The 21,930-nt window shown below is 61.6% G+C and carries 10 protein-coding genes and 1 riboswitch; of the genes, 4 read left to right on the plus strand and 6 right to left on the minus strand.

Annotated elements, in window-relative coordinates; all coding sequences use genetic code 11:
- Window positions 1-9 precede the first annotated feature (9 nt).
- The 3 genes from Q0936_RS13960 (at window position 10) to Q0936_RS13970 (ending at window position 15,044) form a co-directional block, all read left to right on the plus strand.
- Complete coding sequence (locus Q0936_RS13960; RefSeq protein WP_299295525.1) at window positions 10-11,913, plus strand: non-ribosomal peptide synthetase/type I polyketide synthase; 11,904 nt, start codon at window positions 10-12, stop codon at window positions 11,911-11,913.
- Entirely contained in the window at window positions 11,910-13,526 is a 1,617-nt protein-coding gene (locus tag Q0936_RS13965) for an MBL fold metallo-hydrolase (protein ID WP_299295523.1), read from the plus strand. The genes Q0936_RS13960 and Q0936_RS13965 overlap by 4 nt, the downstream gene beginning before the upstream one ends.
- 138 nt (window positions 13,527-13,664) lie before the next feature.
- Entirely contained in the window at window positions 13,665-15,044 is a 1,380-nt protein-coding gene (locus tag Q0936_RS13970; RefSeq protein ID WP_299378196.1) for a DUF3179 domain-containing (seleno)protein, read from the plus strand.
- 12 nt (window positions 15,045-15,056) lie between these two features.
- Here Q0936_RS13970 and gcvP read toward each other — a convergent pair whose 3' ends face one another.
- The 4 genes from gcvP to Q0936_RS13990 form a co-directional block, all read right to left on the minus strand.
- Window positions 15,057-17,894, minus strand: coding sequence for an aminomethyl-transferring glycine dehydrogenase (gene gcvP, locus Q0936_RS13975; RefSeq protein ID WP_299297239.1), 2,838 nt, complete (start codon window positions 17,892-17,894; stop codon window positions 15,057-15,059).
- A gap of 12 nt (window positions 17,895-17,906) precedes the next feature.
- Window positions 17,907-18,266 carry a glycine cleavage system protein GcvH gene (gcvH, locus tag Q0936_RS13980; protein ID WP_299146399.1) on the minus strand — a complete coding sequence of 120 codons (360 nt, stop codon included), beginning with the start codon at window positions 18,264-18,266 and terminating at the stop codon, window positions 17,907-17,909.
- A gap of 17 nt (window positions 18,267-18,283) precedes the next feature.
- Entirely contained in the window at window positions 18,284-19,408 is a 1,125-nt protein-coding gene (gcvT, locus tag Q0936_RS13985; RefSeq protein ID WP_299297879.1) for a glycine cleavage system aminomethyltransferase GcvT, read from the minus strand.
- 161 nt (window positions 19,409-19,569) lie between these two features.
- A riboswitch (glycine riboswitch) is annotated at window positions 19,570-19,654 on the minus strand.
- Between the two features lie 160 nt (window positions 19,655-19,814).
- On the minus strand, window positions 19,815-20,351 hold the full coding sequence (locus Q0936_RS13990; protein ID WP_299297877.1) for a peroxiredoxin-like family protein: 537 nt from the start codon (window positions 20,349-20,351) through the stop codon (window positions 19,815-19,817).
- A gap of 89 nt (window positions 20,352-20,440) precedes the next feature.
- Between Q0936_RS13990 and Q0936_RS13995 the strand changes: the two genes are divergently transcribed.
- On the plus strand, window positions 20,441-21,205 hold the full coding sequence (locus tag Q0936_RS13995; RefSeq protein ID WP_299297875.1) for an AraC family transcriptional regulator: 765 nt from the start codon (window positions 20,441-20,443) through the stop codon (window positions 21,203-21,205).
- On the opposite strand, the gene Q0936_RS14000 is transcribed toward Q0936_RS13995, so the two are convergent.
- Both Q0936_RS14000 and Q0936_RS14005 read right to left on the minus strand, forming a co-directional pair.
- Window positions 21,202-21,597 carry a VOC family protein gene (locus Q0936_RS14000; protein WP_299297873.1) on the minus strand — a complete coding sequence of 132 codons (396 nt, stop codon included), beginning with the start codon at window positions 21,595-21,597 and terminating at the stop codon, window positions 21,202-21,204. The genes Q0936_RS13995 and Q0936_RS14000 overlap by 4 nt on opposite strands.
- Before the next feature lie 15 nt (window positions 21,598-21,612).
- Window positions 21,613-21,927, minus strand: a complete 315-nt coding sequence (locus tag Q0936_RS14005; protein ID WP_299297872.1) for a muconolactone Delta-isomerase family protein — start codon at window positions 21,925-21,927, stop codon at window positions 21,613-21,615.
- Window positions 21,928-21,930 lie beyond the last annotated feature (3 nt).

Below are 21,930 nucleotides of genomic sequence, written 5' to 3' on the forward strand. Positions count from 1 at the left end.
TTGTCAGACATGCTCCACGAACTTGCCGGTCTGGGTATCGAACTCGAGGCCAACGCGGACAAGCTGCGCATTCGTGGACCGGCCAGCGCGCTTGGCCCCGCTTTGCGGGAGGAGCTAAAAGCGCGCAAGGCGGAACTTCTTGCACATCTGACGGCACCTGCCAGTCCGGTGTCTGTCCCACTTTTGCCAAACCAGCGGCGGTTGTGGTTCATCGACAAACTGACGGATGCGGCCACGGGTTTTGCGTTGCAAGCGGCATTTGTTTTGCCGCGCCAATACACAGTAGCGGAGTGGCAAGACGCGCTGGACCAACTGTGCGCGCATCACCCCGTTCTTGACACACAGCTGATCGAAGAGGGCGACGCGCCGTTTTTGCAGGTCAGGCCACAAGGTCCGCGCGCAGAGGTCCACGTTGATCGATTGCCGGACGATGCTCCGGACTTCGATGCACTCCGCCCGACGAATGCCGGACTGTTCCGATGCGCGGTCTGGCCAAGAGAAACGGGTCAAAGCCTAGTTGTTCTGTCCTTGCATCACATGATCTCGGATCGGCAATCCATGTCGACGGTCATGCAGGATTTGTTGCACCTGCTGGATGGACAACCCCTGACTAAGGCCGGGCGCGACTTTCTTGACATAATGGCACAGGACGGGAGCGCAGCCAGGCCGCACGCGGCAGAGGGTCTGGCGTACTGGACCCAGACACTGTCCGATGCGCCTGCGGACCTGACTTTGCCCTACGATCACGCCCGACCGGACCGCCGGGGTGTCCAAGGTGCCGTGCACCGCTTTGTCCTGTCTGACGCCGCCAATCTGGGGCCGCTTGCCCAGCGCAACAACGCGACAGCTTTTGCAACATATCTGGCCGTTTATGCACAGTTATTGTCCCAATGGAGCGGCCAGACCGATCTGGTCATCGGATGCCCTGTGTCCGGTCGGTATATGCCGGGCACCGAGACCTCTGTTGGGTATTTTGTGAACACCGTTGCGTTGCGTCTGAACCTCGATGCGACGGATATCGCTTCGGTCATCGAACGTGCGCGAACAGTGGTCATGGGAGCCATGGAACATCAGGACGTGCCATTTGACCATGTGGTCAGCGCGCTGTCCCCCGACCGTCATTTGAACCGGAACCCGTTGTTTCAGGCGATGTTCGTGTTGCAGCCTCCGAGCGGCAATGCGCCGGTGTTTGCAGGTGAGCCAGTCGATATTTTGCCGGCACCTCCGCTGGCCCCAGATGTCGACATCAGCCTGATGCTGGAAGAAACCGCGCAGGGCTATGCTGGATACTTGGAATACGACCCGGACCTGTTCGACCCTGAAACCATCGCCCTGTTCGCCCAGCAGTTCGAGGCGTTGTGCCAGACCTATGCAGGCAACAGCCAGACCGCCGAACAAAGGCTGGCGCATTGGCAAGGGCCAGATGCGCCGCGTCCCCGCGGGGACATGTGGTCCGTTCTCGGTTCTGCGTTGAAGGAATTGCCCGCTGATCATTTGGTTTTGGAAGACCCCGACGGTGCCGTCACGAAAAGCGAGGTTTTGGCACAGGCCAATGCTGTGGCGGCGGGCTTGATGGCGCAAGGGGTCGGGTCTGCGGCTCCCGTGGGCATCAGCCTGGCGCGGACGCGCGATCGGGCTGCCGCCATGTTGGGTGTTTGGAAGGCGGGCGCGACGGTCGTGTTCCTGCCTGTGATCGGTCAGGACAAGAGCGCGCAACAGGTGTTTGCGGACCGCGTTTCCAAAGGTGCCATTGGTCATGTGATCTGTGACACCGCGAGTTCGGATGACGCGGGCACCACGGCGACCCTCTTGCCGTTCTCCTCGTTTTCCTCTGTTGAGGAAATATCCCGCGAGGGGCTCGCAGATGGCCCTGCCTATCTGTGTTTCACATCCGGCACGACCGGAACGGCCAAGGCGGTTGCGGTTGGGCATGACAGTCTGATCAACCACATGATGGGTATTGCCGAGCAGTTCGCTCTGACACCCGCAGACCGGGTGTTGCAGTTCGCGCCAACCTCTTTCGACATGGTGTTCGAGGACATGTTGCCTGCGCTCATGTTGGGCGCGTCGCTGATCGTGCCCGAAGCAGATGCGTTGGCGGATATGGACCGGTTTCAAGCCATGATCTCGGACGCGGGTATCACGGTGGCCAACCTGCCTGCGCCTTTCTGGCATGCGTGGGTGCATGAGCTGGACGCGACGCAGACGACTGCCCCAGCTGCACTCCGGCTGGTCATCACAGGCAGCGATGTTGTCCATGGAGAGGCCGCGTGGGTGTGGCGTTCGCGCTGCCCGGAAACGAGCCTGATGAGCGGGTACGGCCTGACGGAATCCACGATTACGGCAATGCTGCACACACCAGCGGCGGATCCATCAGACATCGGTCTTGGTGCCTTGCCGCTTGGCGTGCCGCTGCCCAACGTTGCTGTGTCGGTGGTTGGCCCGGATGGAGAGCCGGTGCCCACGATGGTTGTCGGAGAGATTGCTATTTCCGGCGCTGCTGTTGCGATGGGTTATGTGGGCGCACAGTCTGATCACCGGTTTCGGCAGGTCGGGGACGAGCCGCAGTTTATGACGGGCGATTTGGGGCGTATGCGCCGCGACGGCCATCTGGAATTCCTCGGTCGGCGCGACCAACAGATCAAGATACGGGGTGTCCGGGTCGAACCCAGCGCGGTCGAGGCTGTTGTGATGCGTCTCGCCACAGTATCTGAGGCCGCGGTGGTCCCGCGCCCCTCACCCACAGGGCAATGGGGCCTGGCCGCATATATCGTGGGCGACCAAACCGCTGATCACTATACCGAAGAACTGCGCCACGCCCTGCCAGGGGCCATGGTGCCGCAGACCGTTGTGACTGTTCCTGCGTTGCCGCGCACGGATGCGGGCAAGATTGATCGCCGCGCATTGGCACGTGCGCCGATCGAGATCACCGCGACCCCGACCCGCGCGCCAACTGCGCAAGAGGCCCGCCTCGCCGCCATTTTTGCCGACGTGTTGGGGCAAAAACGAGTGGGTCCGGATGACAATTTCTTTGCCCTTGGTGGTGATTCCATCACCAGCCTGCAAATCGTCGCCCGTGCACGGCGCGCTGGGTTTGCCCTGACCGCAGCACAAGTGTTCGAGCATCAGACCGTGGCGGCATTGGCGGCACATGTGAATGATCTGCCGACACAGGATGTGGGCGAAACATCGGGGCCGATCCCTGCAACACCAATCATGGCGTGGTTCGCCACCCAGTTCGATCAGCCATGGAAGCACTTCAATCAGTCCGTCATGCTTGCCATGCCAGCCGATCTCAACACGGATGCGTTGCGCGCCGCGCTGCAATCGGTCGCTGACGCGCACCCGATCTTTGCGCTGCGGGTCGACCCGGACGCTGCACAGCCGTTTTCCATATCTGAAACCGCCGAAGCGCCCGCGTTTTTCACGCACACCACCGAAGACGGGCAGGCAGATGCACTGGACAGGGTGCAGGCCAGTTTAGACCCCACCGAAGGCCGCAACATCGCGGCGCTGTGGTTGCCGCACCAAAACCGGTTGATGGTCACCATCCACCATCTGTGCATCGACGTGTTGTCATGGGATGTTTTGTTGCGCGACCTCGAAACGGCCTATGACGCCGCCTGCGCGGAGACCCATACTCAGATCACGCCTGCGGGCGCCTCATTCCGAACATGGGCAGAGCGATTGAACACCTTTGCTAAGGACAGTGGCGTGTCCGGCACGGTTGCGCATTTCATGCAGAGCCTTGGCGGCGCGACCGACCCAATCCTTGGTGCGCCCGTTGCGGCAGGACAGGACCGTGACATCACATCCTTCCGACTGACACTGCCAGCGGGCGTTACATCCGACATCCTGCGGCACGCGGCGGTGGCCTATGAAACGCGGGCGGACGAGGCGCTGTTGGTTGCGCTGCTTATGGCTTTGGACAAACGTGGATCGAGCGGCGTGCGCGTTGACCTTGAGCGCAATGGCCGCACGTCGCCTTTTGCGGACCTCGACCTCGCTGATACAATTGGTTGGTTCACGAGCGTCATGCCGCTGCGCCTTATGCCTGGCGACGATGTCGCGGCGCTGGCCCAACAAGTGCGCCGCGCGACGCAGGACAGCCCTCATGACGGTCTGGGTTTTGGCCTTGCGCGCTATTGCGGTACGTCCGCCACCCGCACGGCGTTGGCCAGTCTGCCGGAGGCGGATGTCCTGTTGAACTACGTGGGCGTCCTGACAGGTTGGGAAGATGCCCCATTTCGACCCGTCGATGCCCCGTGCGGGACAACCATCGCGCTGGACACAGAACGCAGCCATGTCGTCGAAATCAACGCGGGCGTTGTTGCGGGGCAGATGCGGATCGAAATGATTGCACCATCCTCTGCAGGCGCTGAGGCCGAAGGTTTGGCACAGGCTCTGGAAACAGCGATTAGCGATCTGGCGTCTCAGGCGCGGCAGGCGCGGTTTGGCGCGGACATGGGTGACAACGTCGAGGACGTGGCACCCGCCACCCCATTGCAGCACCGTATCCTGCTGCATTCGATGCGCCGTCCGGACACTTACTTTGACCAGTTGCGGTTCACGCTGGACGGCCCCCTCGACGTGGATGCGATGCAGCGATCCTGGGACATGTTGGTGCACAGACATAAATCTTTGCGCACTAATTTCGGCTTTGCCGGTGATGACAGCCCGCTTCAGATCGTGCGGCAGTCCCTGGATATGCAGTGGCATCATCTGGACTGGCGTGACGTGGCACCAGGCACCATCGCGCGCCTGTTGACGGATGTCATGCAGGTGGACCGCGCGGTCGGGTTCGACATTGAAAACGGCCCATTGATGCGCATGCATCTGATCCGCCGATCCGACACCCAGTACGATTGGATTTGGAGCGCGCACCATCTGGTGTTGGACGGATGGTCCGTGTCCGTGGTGATTGAGGAATGGCAGAGCATCTATGCAGCACTGGTGCGTGGTGACACGCCACAGCTGGCCCCGGCGGCAGACCCTTCGGATTATGCGGCGTGGCTTGGCCAGACGGATAGCGGTGCGGCACGTGCGTTCTGGGCAGAGCATCTGGCAGGTGCCGAAGCAACCCTGATCGCTAAAGAACAAGACCGAGCCACCGCCGCTGCGACCCAAGCGCCCGGAACAGACCGTATTGACCTGTCGCCCGAGGTGGAACAGCAGCTTGGCGCGCTGGCCCGTGATCTGGGCACAACCGTTGGCGTAATTGCTCAAGCCGCCTGGGCGCTGGTGCTCCGCCGGTATGGCCACAGCGGCGCGGTACTGTTTGGTCTGACCGTATCGAACCGGCCGCCTGACATTGCCGGCGCGGATCGCATGGTGGGCATGATGATCAACACGCTGCCTGTGCGTGTGGATCTGAGTGGTGCGGACACTCCACGGGGGGTGATGGCACGCATGAGCGCACAAGCCCGCGCCCGTGCGCCCTGGTCCGCGCTGTCGCTTGATAACATTTTGAGCGCGGGCGGGTTTGGCGACACGCTGCCGTTCGACACGATGATGTTGGTTCAAAACTATCCGCAGCCAGAGACCCTGTCCGCCGGGGACGTGACCGTTGGGCTGTCAGAAGTCGCAGAACGGACCGATCTGCCGCTGACACTGGTGGTGCAATCAGGTGACGATCCTTGCCTGATGGCCGTGTGGGATCGCGACCGGTTGGGCGATGCGCAAGTACAGTCGATGCTGGGTCATTGGCACCGCGTGATGACGGCTTTTCTCGCGGATGCCGATCAAACGCTGGATGGCATTTCGATCTACTCAGATGCCGAACTGGCCGCGCGCGTTGAACTGGCACAAGGTTCAAGTGGCGACGCCGAAACGCCACGCGCCGTCGAGGCTGTAGCGCATTGGGCGCGCATCCTGCCGGATCAGACCGCGCTGGTTGCCGATGATGGCGTACTGAGTTACCGCGCCCTTGATGCAGCCGTTGCGGCGTTGGCGGCGCGATTGACGGCTCAGGAGGGCTTGCAGCCCGGTGCGTCTGTCGCCGTTCTGCTGCCGCGCTCCACTCGCGCTATTGTCGCGCTGCTCGCTGTGATGCGGGCGGGCGGTGTGGCCGTTCCGGTCGACGCGGCATATCCGGCGGACCGCATTGCCTATATCTTAGCTGACTGTGGCGCTGAACTGGTGGTCACCCAGACGGGCATGGCGCAACCGCTGGACAGCGTGACGGTTGTCCTCTGCGATACGTTGGAGGTGGCCGAGACACCAACTGGCACGGGTGAGCTGCCTGCACCCGACAGCCCGGCCTATATGATCTACACCTCTGGATCGACGGGCCAGCCCAAGGGCACGTTGACCCACCATGGCGGCGTCGACAACATGATCGCAGCCCAGGCTCTTGCCTTCAATTTGGGTCCAGCGGACCGCGTGCTCCAGTTTGCTTCGCTGTCGTTTGATGCGTCCGTTTGGGAAATGTTCATGGCATTGGCCGCAGGCGCGGCCCTCTATGTTCCCACGCGCGAACAGGCGCTGGGTGGCAGGGAATTGGCCGATTACATCGCTGATCATCGCATCACCGCAGCGACATTGCCGCCAACCGTGATCGACGGTGTTTCGCCCGAACAGGTGCCGGACCTGTCGCTGCTGGTGGCTGCGGGCGAGGCGTGCCCCCGACACCTGGGGCAGACGTGGGCAAAAGATCGGCGCTTTTACAACGCTTACGGACCAAGCGAGGCATCGGTTTGTGCCACGCTGCATCAGGTTGAAACGGCAGAGCACACCGTGCCGATCGGTACCGCGATTGCCGGGGCCGTGGCCTATGCGGTTGATCAGGATGGGCATCTTGTCCCGATGGGCGGCACGGGTGAGTTGGTGATTGGCGGCGCTGGCGTCGGGCTTGGTTATCATGGTCGGCCCGAGCTGACGGCCCGCGCCTTTGTGCCGGACAAGTGGCGACAGGATGCGCGCGCCCGTGCGTACCGGACCGGCGACCGTGTTGAGGTCGGTGCAAATGGCGCGCTTGTGTTCCGTGGGCGGCTTGATCGCCAGATCAAGCTGCGCGGGTTCCGTGTGGAACCGGGCGAGGTTGAGAACGCGTTGATGCAAGACCCCGCAGTCCACCGAGCGCTGGTCGGGGTGCGGTCTTCTGACGGTATGTCGCGCCTTTTGGCATGGGTCGTGCCTGTGGCCGGTGCGGTGGTGTCCCCAGATGGCCTGCGCGAGATGCTCGCCCAGCAGCTTCCGGGGCATATGGTCCCGGCATCTGTCGTGGTTGTGGATGACGTTCCATTGACGCCCAATGGCAAGGTCGATTGGGCCGCGTTGCCGGATGCCTCCGACGATGCGCCCGCTGAACCGGCACCAGTTGTCGAAACCAAGGTTGCCGTAGCACCGCCTGCGGCGGCTCTTACGACCGAGGAACGCGTGATCCTCAAGCTGACCGAGATCTGGTCAGAGTTGCTGGACGGTCGGTCCGTTGCACCGGACCAGAATTTCTTTGATGCGGGTGGGCATTCCTTGCTGTTGGTACGTATGCAGCCCATGCTGAAGGAGGCGTTTGGCGTTCAGGTCCGCACGCGGACCTTGTTTGACAACCTTACCATCTCGGCCCTTGCCACCGTTCTGTGCGACACCGGTGCGCAGGTGCCGGACGATGTGGCCGTCGCAGAACCGGTGCCTGCTGCCGATGAGGGTGTGAAAGCGCCCGCGATTGGCACCGCGCGGACCGCAGAACCGATTGCCGTTATCGGCATGGCCTGTCGGTTTCCCGGCGCGTCAGACCTCGCTGCCTATTGGGATATGCTCCGTCGGGGTGACGAAGGGCTGTGTGACTTGACCCGCGCCGACCTTCTTGCCGCAGGTGTCAGCGCGTCTGACGCGGAAAACCCGGCCTATGTCGCGCGACGCGGCATCATTGATCACGCGGACAGTTTCGATGCTGCCGCCTTCGGGATTGGACCAAGAGAAGCAGAGTTGATGGACCCTCAACAACGCCTGTTCCTTGAATGTGTCTGGCACGCGCTTGAGGATGCAGGTCAGCCCCCGCGCAGGGGCCAAAACACGGGCGTGTTTGCCGGGGCAGGCTACAACACCTGGATGAACGAAGTGCTGCGACCTGCCGGGCATTCCATGGAAGGCTCAGCCGGGTATCATGCCGTAACGGCCAATGAAAAAGACTTCTTGGCCACGCAGACCGCGTTCCGTCTGGATCTGCGGGGACCGGCAGTGTCGGTTCAAACCGCGTGCTCTACGTCGCTGGTGGCCGTGGTGCAGGCCGTGCAGGCGTTGCGATCAGGCCAGTGCGAAACCGCTGTCGCCGGAGGGGTGTCCGTCGCCTTTCCGACCCATCGCGGCTATATGTACGAACCGGATATGATCTTGTCGCCGGACGGTCATTGTCGGCCCTTTGGCGCAGAGGCGGCGGGTACGGTGCCGTCCTCCGGGGTTGGTGCGGTCATCTTGAAACCGTTGGACAAGGCGCAACAGGACGGCGACCGGGTTTATGCGGTGATCCGCGGCACCGGGCTGGGCAATGATGGCGCGCGCAAGATGAGCTTTGCCGCGCCGGGCGTCGATGGGCAGGCTGATGCCATGCGCGCGGCTCTGGACGACGCAGGTCTATTGCCCAGCGATGTGGACGCTATCGAGGCGCACGGCACAGGCACGGCATTGGGTGATCCGGTCGAAATGACGGCCATTGCCCGCGTTTATGCTGATCGCTCCACGCCGCTGTCCATTGGATCGGTCAAAGGCAACATCGGGCATGCGGATGCCGCTGCGGGCATTGCTGGTTTCATCAAGTCCGTGCTGGGGCTCTGGCATGGTGAAATGCCGGCCAGTTTGCATGCAGACACTGTGAACGCGCGCCTGGACCTTGCGGATGGTGCGCTGCGGATCGCCAGTGACCGTGTCACCTTGGGCCCGCGTGCACGTGCCGGAGTCAGTTCCTTTGGCATCGGTGGCACCAATGCACATGTGGTGTTGGAGCGGGCTGAAACACAACAGGATGACGCGATCTGCGGGCCGGAGGAATGGCAAGTGCTGCCGCTCTCTGGGCACTCGAATGATGCGGTCGTAGACGGGGCAAGCGCTCTGTCCGAGCATCTCGGGACCAGTGAAGCACCACTTGCGCAGGTGGCTGCGACGCTTCAATCCGGTCGTGCGGCGCTGCATTACAGGACAGCTGTTCTGGCTCAAGACACGCACCGAGCTGACGCAGCTCGTGCGTTGGGTGACGTAGCACCCGGCAAGGCCTCACAGGTCGACGCCGCATTTCTGTTTGCAGGGCAGGGCAGCCAACATCTGGCGATGGGCCGCGCGCTGTACGAACGCTATAAGGCGTACCGCGATGCCATGGATGACATCGACGCGCGGATCACACCGCTGTTGGGGCAATCGCTGCATGGGTTGATCATGTCGGGCGATGCGTCGGCGGAACAGACCCTGCGTGACACCCGATACGCGCAACCTGCCGTTTTTGCCGTGTCACTCGCCACCGCGCGTCTGTGGCAAGCGGTGGGCCTTCAGCCACGTGCCGTACTTGGGCATTCTGTTGGTGAATTTGCAGCGGCGCACATTGCTGGCGTCATGGACCTGGACGAAGCCCTTCGGCTGATCGTCGCGCGCAGTGCGCTTGTGGCTGAGCAACCCGTGGGCGGCATGCTGGCGACAACGATGTCCGCAGAAGCCGCACAGGCCCACGTCGGGGATGGCATAGAGATCGCGGCCTACAATGGCCCGCAACAGGTTGTTTTTGCAGGGCCATCCGACCCATTGGATACGCTGCGCGCGACCCTTGATGCGCAAGGCACGCCTTGCCATCCTCTTGCAACGTCCCATGCGTTTCACTCTGCAATGCTTGCACCCGCCCGCGACGCGTTTCGATCCTGCATCGACACATCCAAACTGTCGCCACCGACCGTACCCTTTGCTTCGACGGTCACTGGCGGCTGGGTCGAGGCTCAGGATCTGTTGAGCAGCGACTATTGGGCGGATCACATCTGCAAACCGGTGCGGTGCGCGCAGGCCATGGCCGCATTGGCGGACAACACAGCGATGGTTGGTCTGGACATGGGGCCGGGCACAACGATGACATCACTGGCCGCGGCGAACGGGATTGAGTGTCTGCCCAGCCATGATGTGCCAGGCGTTCGCACGGACGACGCGCAACAGCCGCCTGCTGTCCTGTCGACGCTCGCCACACTCTGGCGCAGAGGTGCCAATGTGAACTGGGACGCCATGCGCAAGGGGCAACCCCGCAAGACGTCGCTGCCCCTGACCCCGTTTGCGCGGACACGGCACACACCAACTGTCGCGCCGACCTCGGACTGGCCCGCCAAGCGTGCGGATATGGGTACATGGTTTTATCGTCCCGCGCTGTCCGCCGTGGCAAAGCCAACTGGCGTCGATTGGGGTGGCAAGGTGCTCGTGGTCACGGATGCGCCCGACGGTGCGGCCGAGACACGTCAGGCGATCCTGTCGCCCGGCACGGACACACAGGTCGTGGACATCGCACTGACCGCGCCCGATCAAGTTTTGAGCGGGCAGATCGCAGGGTGTCGCCATCTCGTCTTTGTCCTGACCGCTGATTACGGGTCTGACTGGACCGTTTTGCAAAGCGTTCTGGCTTGGGTGCGCAGATTTGTGGGCGAGCAGGGTGCGCTGGCGCGGGGTTTGCATTTGGTAACGCATGGCGGCGCGCCCGTCGGTGACATCGGACCTGTGATCCCGATGCAGTCCGCCATACGCAGTGCATTTGAGGTGTTGGCCGTGGAACATCCGGAGCTTGAGGTGTCCGGAGTGGATATTGGCGGCGCTGTGCCAGCATCGCTGGATGTGCCAGCCGCAGGGTTCCTGGTCTGGCATGACGGAGCATATCACGACATCCAACCGACGGCAGCCCAGATGCCAACGCCGTCACGAAAGATTCTGCCCAAAGCGCCGCGCATCTTAATCACTGGCGGGTTTGGCGGCGTTGGCCGCGCGCTGGCCTTGGAGTTTGCAGACAGCCACCCCGGCGCGACGTTTGTGTTGACCAGCCGCGACGATCAAAGCGAAGCGCCGCTTTTGACCCAACTCCGGGCCAAAGGTGCAACCGCAACGGCACTTCAATGCGACCTGAGCGTGTCGGGCGTGCACTTGCCGGTACCTCAAACACCGTTTGATCTGGTGATCCACGCGGCAGGCTGCGCCGACGATGGTGGGGTCGTTGCGCGCCGCGACGGGCCATCTGTTGCACAGGTTCTGGCCCCGAAAATCGCGGGGCTCGATGCGCTGCAACCTGTTCTGTCGGATCAGACACAGCTTGTGCTGTGTTCGACGCTGGGATCGTGGATGCCGGACGCAAAATTTGGGCAGGCCGCTTATGCAGCCGCAAACGGTTATCTGGATGGTGCCGCCTTGGCGCAGTCGCTCGCCGGACGGCGCGTGATTGCGATCAATTGGGACGACTGGGTTGGCGCAGGCATGACCGAAGACACGCGCGCGGCCATGGGACAACCCGCAATGACGCCCGATGACGGACTGACGGCCCAAGAGGGGGCGAGTGCGCTGGCCGCCATCGTGTCGGCGCAATGGCCACGCGTGTCCGTGTCGGTGCGCGACTTGCCGGGTTTGATGCAGGCGGCCAAAGCGCGTTTTGCAAAGGCACCTGATCCGACAGCCGCCGACCCGGCGCAGGTCGTGTCGCCGACGCAGCGCGCCATCCCTTCACCCGACGCCATCAGCGTAATTGTACTGGACCTCTTTCGTACCGTGTTGGGGCGCACCGATTTTCAGGACACCGACAACTTTTTTGAACAGGGCGGCCACTCGCTGATGGCCATGCAAATTCTGATCCGACTGCGCGATGACGTCGGCCTGCCATGCGCCCTTGTCGACATCTTCGAAGCACCAAGCCCCGCAGAGCTCACGCAAAGACTGATTGCCAAAGCGGGCACGCACACAAAGGACATATCATGACCGACACCACAGAACTGTTTTGCCTGCGCCCGGATGTGGTTGTCGAACCCGTTGTGGCGGGGTGGTATGCGACCACGCAACTGGTGTCGCCACTGGCACATGCCATGAACACCGCCTTTCGCCATCTGCCCATCATGCAGAGCTATATCCAAAGCCCGCAAATGCATGCCGCGGCGGTGCAAGACCCCGACTTGTTGGGCGGGCCTTTCATCGACCACCCTGCGGAGCGTGCCTCTGACGTGGTTGATCTGTTGGAAAGCACCCGAGGCGCGCAGCAGGACCATCTGAAACTGGCCGATGCCGTGCGGACAGCGTGGGAAACTCTGCAAAACCGTGCGGCTGGCGGCAGCATGGCGGATATCTACGCTGCCATGCCGGACGACCTGCGCGGGTTTCTAGAGCTGGTGTACACGCCCGGAGGCACGCCGGATTTGCGGGTGTTCGAGGCGCTGTTGTACCGAAGCGCGCATTACACGCCGCATTTGCAGGGTGCCTTGATCCACCGGATTTCTGGTGACGAACGTCCGTTTTCCATGTCCACGCCGCGCTTTCCCAGCCCGGACAAATTCGCGCTGAACCGACCATTTTCGGACAAGGCCTATGATGTGCTGGGACGTTTACGCCGCGAACCGATGTCACGTGCGGATATCGCCAGCGCGCTGCAACTGAACGATGCGGAGGCGGCGGCGTTTGACGCATTCCTCACACCGGCCTCACCGCGTGCGCCGGTTGAGGTCGCGACACAAAGCAGATGGCGGTATTTCGGGCACGCCTGCGTTCTGGTCGAGTCGGCAGGTGGGCGGTCGGTCTTGGTCGATCCCGTGATTGCCTACGAATCCGGTGACGCCCCGGAACGCTACACCATCGACGATCTGCCTGATTTCATTGATGTGGTGTTGATCACGCACAATCACCCTGATCACGTGCTGATCGAAACGCTTTTGGCGTTGCGGTGGAAGATCGGCACCATTCTGGTCGCGCGCAGCGGCGGCAGCATGGTGGACCCATCGCTCAAATCTGCCCTGACGGCGATCGGGTTCGCAGATGTCCGCGAGGTCGACTATCTTGAGGCGGTCCAGGTGGGCGACGTGTCTATTCAGGCGCTGCCCTTTCTCGGGGAACACGCAGACCTCGACATCAGTTGCAAGGCGGCTTGGTTGGTTGATGCAGGCATGCGCATGGTGTTTGCGGCGGATTCCAACAATCTGGACCCAGTGCTGTACGACCGCCTGGCCACCTCGATTGGCCGCCTGGACGCGCTGTTTCTGGGCATGGAATGTGAAGGTGCACCGATGTCCTGGCTATACGGCGCGATGTTGCCCTTTGCGGTGGACCGGGCCGACGATCAGGAACGGCGGCTTGATGGATCCAACGCAACTCGTGCGCGCGCACTGATCGAAAGCCTCGATGTGGATCAGGTCTATATCTACGCGATGGGGCTGGAGCCGTGGCTCAAGTTCATCACCGGCATGGCCCCCGAGGACGACAGCACACCGATGCAACAGTCCGAAGAGCTGCTTGCTCAGTGCAGACAGGTCGGAATGCAGGCGCAGCGCCTCTATGGGCGTGCCACCAGCGAGGATGCTGTCGAAACGGTCGAGTTCGACCTTTAGGCCCTGCGCCTGACGGGGACTTGATGCAAACGTGATTGGGACGTGAGCCACTGGCTGTGCAAGGTGCTGGCTATATGTCTGCGCCTGGCCTTGGGCTTTGCGGTGGCATCTGACAACACGCTGCCGAAAGGGTCCGTCATGGCACTCGCCAACTCCATCAAAACCCGACTGCTTGCGCCACTTCTGGCGGTTTCGCTTGTGTGCGCCTGCGCGCTGCACGCGCAGAGCACCGAACCGTTGCCCGACTACGTGATCGAGGAGTTTGGACAACCCCCGGCAGTGCCAACCGGGCCGCTTGCCCCCGAGATGCAATTTGCGGTGCGCGTGGCCTTTGTGGACAGTGTGGCGCTGTCGACGTGGGACGAAAATCAGACCCTCGCGCTGGCCGAGATTGCAAAGTCCGAAGACCCGCGATTGGTGTGGTTGATCAGTGATATGATGCGCTTTGTCCCCTCGCGTCAGTTGCACGATGCGCTGTCAAATGCCGCCGCGGAGCTTTTGGGCAAACCCTTTGAAACCGGCAACAGCTGGGGCGTCGTGACCGACCACCTCTTGGCCTGGGACATTCCGGCGCCGCCCGACTACCTCAAGGTCAAGCGCACGATTTTCACAGGCATTGTCCCCGGATGGGAGCAGATATTCGTAGAAGGGGACATCGACTGGCGGTTGGTGTCCTGGGGTGGGGTTCTCATTGATGACCGGCCCTATGACACCACGGACAACGGGTGCAATTGCATCCCCGCCGCCGATAACCCGGATGTGACCAGCGCCGAGGACGCCGCGTGGCTCAAGGACGATGACATCGTGTTCGGCATCGAGGTCAACGGCGAATACCGCGCCTATCCCCGCCGCATCATGGAAGTGCGTGAAATGGTGAATGACACGCTGGGCGGGCGTGATCTGGGCATCCCGTACTGTACGCTTTGTGGTGCGGCGCAGGCCTATTTCACCGATGAACTGCCCGTTGGTATCGAGCGCCCGATCCTGCGCACCTCGGGCCTGCTGAGCCGTTCGAACAAGGTGATGTACGACATCAACACCTATTCGGTCTTTGACACATTTCTGGGCCATGCAGTCACCGGGCCGCTTGCGGAAAAGAACCTGCAACTCAAGCAAGCGACTGTGATCACGACCGATTGGGGCACGTGGAAACGCGAACACCCCGAGACCACCGTTTTGCTGGAACGCTATGCGCTGGGCCGTGACCCCGATTTCCGCAATGGCCGTGATGCCGATGGCCCGATCTTTCCCGTTGGGGATGTCGACCCGCGGCTTTCGGTCCATGAGGACATCATAGGGGCCATCACAGCGTCAGGCACACCTGTGGCCTTTCCCCGCTCGGCTGCGTTTGTGGCCCTGAAACGCGGGGACGACGTGACGTTCGAGAACGTGCGCCTCGAACTGGACGCAGGTGGCATACGCGCGGTCGATGCGGATGGCAGCGACCTTGGCAGCCACCAGGCTTTCTGGTTCGCCTGGTCGCAGTTCCATCCGCAAACCGCATTGTGGATGCGGTAAGACGCAAGCCGCTCAATCGTCGGCATAGTCCTCCATCGGTGGGCAGGTGCAGGACAGGTTCCTGTCGCCCCATACATTGTCCACGCGGTTCACGGGTGGCCAGTATTTGTCCACGCGGAACGAGCCGGGGGGAAAGCATCCACTTTCCCGGCTGTAGGGCCGGTCCCAGTCGCGGACGAGATCTTCCATCGTGTGCGGTGCGTTTCTAAGCGGGTTGTTTTCCGCATCCATGTCGCCGTCTTCGATGGCCTTGATCTCGGCGCGGATGCCCAGCATCGCGTCGCAGAAGCGGTCCAGCTCGGCCTTGGTTTCGGATTCGGTGGGCTCAATCATCAATGTGCCCGCCACGGGCCACGACATGGTAGGCGCGTGAAACCCGCAATCGGCCAACCGTTTGGCGATGTCGTCCACCGAGATGTGGGCGCTCTCCATGAACGGGCGGGTGTCGATGATACACTCGTGCGCCACGCGGCCCGTGGGTCCTTTGTAGAGCACATCAAACGCACCTTCGAGGCGTTTGGCGATGTAGTTCGCATTCAGGATCGCCACACGTGTGGCCTGGGTCAGGCCTTCGCCGCCCATCATCAGGCAATAGGCCCAAGAGATCGGAAGCAGCGAGGGTGAGCCAAAGGCCGCAGCACTGACCGCACCCTCACCGCCATTTGGATCGCCCGGCAGGTGCGGCGTCAGATGCGCCTTGACCCCAATCGGCCCCATGCCCGGACCACCGCCGCCGTGGGGGATGCAAAAGGTCTTGTGCAGGTTGAGGTGACTGACATCGCCGCCCAAGTCGCCAGGACGGCTCAGGCCAACCATGGCATTCATGTTGGCACCGTCGATGTAGACTTGGCCGCCTGCCTCATGGGTCATGCGGCACACGTCGATCACTGTTTCCTCGAACACGCCGTGGGTCGAGGGATAGGTGATCATGCACCCGGCCAGATTGTCCCCGTGTTCGGCGACCTTGGCCTTGAAGTCGTCCAGATCAATGTCGCCGTTGTCGGCGGATTTCACCGGGACAACCTTCCATCCAACCATTTGCGCAGAGGCCGGGTTGGTGCCATGCGCGCTCATCGGGATCAGGCAGATGTTGCGGTGTCCTTGACCATTGGCACGGTGAAACGACGCGATGGTCAGCAACCCGGCATATTCCCCCTGCGCACCCGAATTGGGCTGCATGGAAATGGCGTCATATCCCGTCACATCGCAAAGCTTAGATGACAGATCGTCAATCATCTCTGCATAGCCCGCGGCCTGATCGGTCGGGCAATAGGGGTGCAGCAGCGAAAACTCGCGCCAACTGACCGGCATCATTTCAGCCGCTGAATTCAGCTTCATCGTGCAGGAGCCAAGCGGGATCATCGCCCGGTCCAACGCCAGGTCACGATCCGCCAAACGCCGCATGTACCGCATCATTTCCGTTTCGGCGCGATTCATGTGGAAAATCGGATGCGTCATGAAATCCGAGGTGCGGATCAGCTTGTCCGGGATGTTGTAATGCGGGGTATAGTCCTTGTCCTGCCGTTCGATGCCAAAGGCACGCCACACACATTCGATGGTCGCGGGCCGCGTGCGTTCATCCAGAGTAATGCCGATGGCGGTGGTGCCCACAGCGCGCAGGTTGATGCCCTCGTCCACGGCAGATTTGATCACAGCCGATTGCAGGGGGCCTACGTCGACGGTGATCGTATCGAAAAAGGTCGCAGGCCGTACATCGAAACCCGCCTGCCGCAATCCTTCGGCCAGACGCGCGGTCTTGCGGTGAATGCGTTGTGCGATGGCCCGCAAGCCGTCTGGACCGTGAAACACACCGTAAAAGCCCGCCATGACAGCCAAGAGGGCCTGTGCGGTGCAGACGTTCGATGTCGCCTTTTCCCTCCGAATGTGTTGTTCGCGGGTTTGCAGGGAAAGGCGGTAGGCGCGGTTGCCATGGCTGTCGATGGACACGCCGACAATGCGCCCCGGCATGTTGCGGGCATAGTTTGCCTTGGTCGCCATGTAGGCCGCATGCGGGCCGCCATACCCAATCGGCACACCAAAACGCTGTGTGCTGCCGACGGCAATGTCCGCACCCATCGCGCCCGGCTCTTTGAGCAGGGTCAACGACAGCGGATCGGCAGAGATTACGCCAATGGCCTTGTGTTCATGCAGTTTCGCGATGTCGTCGGTGAAATCCCGGATGTGCCCGTAGGTGCCGGGATACTGGAAAATAGCGCCAAACACCGCCGCCGGGTCCAAATCGTCGGGCGCGCCGACGATGATCTCGATGCCCAAAGGCTGCGCGCGGGTCTTGATGACCGCAATGTTCTGCGGGTGGCAGTTTTCGTCGACAAAAAAACCGGTGGCTTTGGATTTGCTGATCCGCTGCGCCATGGTCATCGCCTCCGCGCAGGCGGTGGCCTCGTCCAGAAGGGATGCGTTGGCGATGTCCAGACCGGTCAGGTCCGACACCATGGTCTGAAAGTTCAGCAATGCCTCAAGCCTGCCCTGGCTGATCTCGGGCTGGTATGGCGTGTAGGCCGTATACCAGGCCGGATTTTCCAGGATGTTGCGCTGGATCGCGGGGGGCGTGACGGTGCCGTGATACCCTTGCCCGATCAGCGATGTCAGCACCTGGTTCTTGGACGCGGTCACCCGCATGTGGTGCAACAGTTCGCGTTCCGACATGGCCTTGCCAAAATCCAGCGGCTCTTTCTGCCGGATGTTGGCCGGGATCGTGTCGTCGATCAGTGCATCAAGGTCGTTCGCACCCACCACTTGCAACATCTCGTCCATCTCGGCCGGAGACGGCCCGATATGCCGACGGTTTGCAAAATCATAGGGGAGATAGTCGGTGGGTTTGAATGTCACGGTCCTGGTCCTTTAGCCGATCAATGCGGTGTAAGCGGTTTCGTCCAGCAACGCGTCGAGCTGCGATGGGTCGGACGGCTTGATCTTGAAAAACCAGCCCTCGTCCAAGGGCGCGCTGTTGGCCAGGCTGGGGTCGTCAGCGAGGGCGGTGTTGACCTCTGTGATCTCGCCATCAACCGGAGCCATGATGTCGGATGCGGCCTTGACGCTTTCGATGACGACGATCTCGTCGTTTTTGCTGACTTCGGTGCCAACCTCTGGCAATTCGACAAAAACCAGGTCACCCAGCTGCGTCGTCGCATGTTCGGTGATGCCCACAACATAGACATCGCCCTCGGCGCGCAGCCATTCGTGTTCTTCGGTGTATTTCATCTGTGGTCCTCTCTGTGTCATCTCTTGAAGTTGGCGGGGGTAAAGGGTGTTTTGGCGACGGTCAGTGGTTGGCGTTTTCCGCGCAGTTCCCCAAAAACGACGGTGTCGGGTGTGGCATAGCGCGTTTCGACGTAGCCCATGGCAACGGGGCCGCCGACGGTTGGGCCGAACCCGCCGGATGTGATTGCGCCAATGGGTTCGCTGGCTGTTTCATCGGCGAACAGAACAACGCCCTCGCGCATGGGGGCGCGGCCTTGGGGCAGCAGCCCCACACGTTTGCGTGCTGCGCCGCTGTCTAGTTCTTCAAGGATGGTGGCCGCACCCGGAAATCCCCCGGCACGTGCGCCACCGGTGCGCCGCACTTTTTGAATCGCCCAGCTCAATGCCGCTTCGGTAGGGGACGTTCCGGCATCGATGTCATGCCCATACAGGCACAACCCAGCCTCAAGGCGCAGCGAGTCCCGCGCCCCAAGACCAATCGCCTCGACCTGTGGCAGCGCGAGCAATGCACGCGCCAGATCCTCCGCCACTTCCGAAGGGACCGAAATTTCGTAACCGTCTTCGCCGGTGTAGCCCGACCGCGAGATCCATGCCTCTGCCCCGTTCAGGTCCACTGTGGCCACATCCATAAATGACATCCTCGCCACATCCGGGTTCAGCGTGGCAAGGGCCTCTTCCGCAGCCGGGCCTTGCAAGGCCAGCAATGCGCGGTCTGTCACCTCGGCCACAGTCAGGCCCGGTTCCAGCGCAGCCTTCAGCTTGGCGATATCCGTATGTTTGCACGCGGCATTTACCCCGAGGAACACGTGGTCGCCGCGGTTTGCCAGCATCAGATCATCCTCGATGCCTCCGGCGGCGTTTGTCAGAAAGCCATACCGCTGTCGGTTCTGCCCGAGGCTCAGAATGTCGACCGGGATCAGCGTTTCCAACCCCGCAGCGATATCCGCATAGCCGGGCCCGCGCACAACAACCTGGCCCATGTGGCTGACGTCGAACAATCCAGCATACGTACGTGTATGTTGATGTTCCTTCATCACGCCCAATGGGTACTGCACGGGCATCTCGTACCCGGCAAAGGGCACCATCTTGGCACCCAATGACAGGTGCAGTGCATGCAAGGGGGTCTGTTTCAGGTCGGTCATGCCGTGCGCGCCTTTTGCAAGCCGACATGATTCCTGGCAAATCAATCGGCACCATCACATGCGCAGGACGGGTCCCGCGCGTTGGTGCCTCCTCTGTCCTATGTGCCTGAGATCATTATCCCTTCGGCGGGTGCATCTGCACCACTCTCCAGAGTATTGGTGGCGTGCCATTGGTCCTTGGGCCTGAGAGTTTCCGAGGCAGTTGCTCCTTCGGCACCAGCGAACTGGTTCTCCCAACGTCACGCATGTCTGTTTCGTATCGGAAACGCGCGGCGCGTGGCAAGACATTTGTGACGACGCCTGATCACAAGTTTCAAAGGCCGCAAAACAGAACCACCACCAGATGCCTTTGCATGTGGTGGTGGTCCAATTTTCATGCGTCAGCCCTATTGGGCGCGTTCTGAAGTCAGACAGCGCCCTCGTACTCGCCGCGCGCCGGGTATTCGTTGGCAATCGCGAAATCGAGCGCGCCAACCAGTTCCGAGAAATGCGGGCGCACAAACGGCATCGTCTGGACGGATCCATAGTAAAGCGTCTGCTGTGGTGTCACCATGAACAGGCCCGGTTCCGAAAACAGCGCCGGTTCTTCGATCCCGATCGACGTCTTGCCGCGTGACGTCGAGATATAGAGACCCCACTCACGTGCCACATCCAGCGGCAGATCATAGGCAAAGCGCAGCTTGGTGGCGCTGATCTTATCGGCCATCGCGCGGGTGCGCTCTTCGCCGTCGGAACTGACGGCGATGGTTTTGACACCGCGTTCGGCAAAATCGTCCACGCGTTTTTCCAACTCGGTCAGGTAGGTGGCGCAGATCGGGCAGTGCAGACCACGATAGAAACAGATGACAGTGCCGCGTTCGGAACCGTCCGCGCTCAGGTCGAACGACCCGTGGTCCAGCGTCGGTAGGGTCAGGTTGGGGGTCTTTTGGCGGGGCATCAGCATTGCGTGTCTCCATGTATGAATGCGCTTCCCAATCGTCGTAGCACGAGCTACCATCAGGTAATCCCGAAAAAGATGATGCAAACCACGAAATGCCCAAAATTGATCGTCTGTCCGCCCTGATGTCGCGCTTTGAACTGTCGGTCACGCTATGTGATCCGCGCAGTGCGAATTTTCAGATTGTCGGACAAGCAGGGTCGGACGATCCCACATGCCTGATCCTGGCCGGTCAGGGGGGCGGGATCGCGCAGATCTCAGGTGGCGGCAAGGTCTTGCTCAGCGCCCATGTCACCTGGGGCGGGGCGCAGAACCCGTTGTTTGCGGCCCTGCCACGCATCGTGCGTCACAGCTTGGAAGAGGACGACGACATGCGTGCAATTGTTACGCTGTTGCTGTCAGAACAGCGCGCAACGCGGTGCGGGTCTGCGTCAGTGTTGAACCGTCTTGCCGAAGTGTTGGTTGTGCGTTTGATGCGCGGCCAGATCGAGGCGGCGCATGTCGAGACCGGGTTGCTGGGCGGTTTGGCCGATCCGAGGTTGAGCCGCGCGATTGTGGCCATCCATGACACACCCGGACACGCTTGGCGGGTTGATGCGCTGGCCGAAGTTGCTGGCCTGTCGGTCAGCCACTTTTCCGAACTGTTTCGCGAAGCTGTGGGTGTGACGCCACTTGCGTACCTGCGCAAATGGCGTCTTGTTCTGGCGCGACAGGACATTGAACGGGGTGACCGCGTCCAACGTGTCGCGCAGCGGTATTGCTATGGATCAACAGAGGCGTTGAGCCGGGCGATGTCACAGGCCTATGGCGCGAGCCCAATGCAGATCAGAAAGACCGCACAGGCCGCCGCGAACGCCTAGACAAAGCGTCCGCCCCTTTGAATGACCTCGATCTTGTAACCATCGGGGTCGGTGGCGAAAAAGAACCGCGCAACCAGCGTTCCGCCGGGTGCAAAATCGACCAAGTCGCCGACTTCCAGCCCCTGTTGCGACATTGCGGCGTGATGGGCATCCGCGCTGTCCACGACAACGGCAAGATGCCCATACCCATCCCCAAGATCATATGGCGCGGTGCGTTCCTTGTTGACCGTCAACTCCAGTTCGAACCCGGTTCGTGCGTTCGACAGATAGGTCAAACGAAAGGTCTCGAAATCCAACTGATCGGCCACGTCGAGGTCAAACGCCGCCTTGTACCAGGCGATCGACTTTGCATCGTCGAGAACACGAATGCAGGAATGCACCATCTTTGCCATCTCAGGTCTCCTTTCCTAGCGATCCAAACGCTCTTTGACGTCTGCGGCGAAATCCTCGTAACGGCGCAGCGATTTGACATCCACCTGAACGTGGTGCCCCATCAACTGCATGATCGGCAGGTCAAAGAGGATGCGATCGAGATCATCAGGCGTGGCAACGTCGACAATCGCCAGAACCTTGCGCTCGCCCGTGACCTTCCACAGGTCTTTGACCACGCCTGCCGACTTGGCGCCGAGGGCCGCTTCGGCTTCCTGAGCCCAGACACCCAGCAGCCCCTGTTGCTGCATCGTGGAATCGTATTCCACAGTGAAATCCAAACGGTACAACATCGC

It is taken from the genome of uncultured Tateyamaria sp. (assembly GCF_947488715.1).
Lineage (GTDB): Bacteria > Pseudomonadota > Alphaproteobacteria > Rhodobacterales > Rhodobacteraceae > Tateyamaria.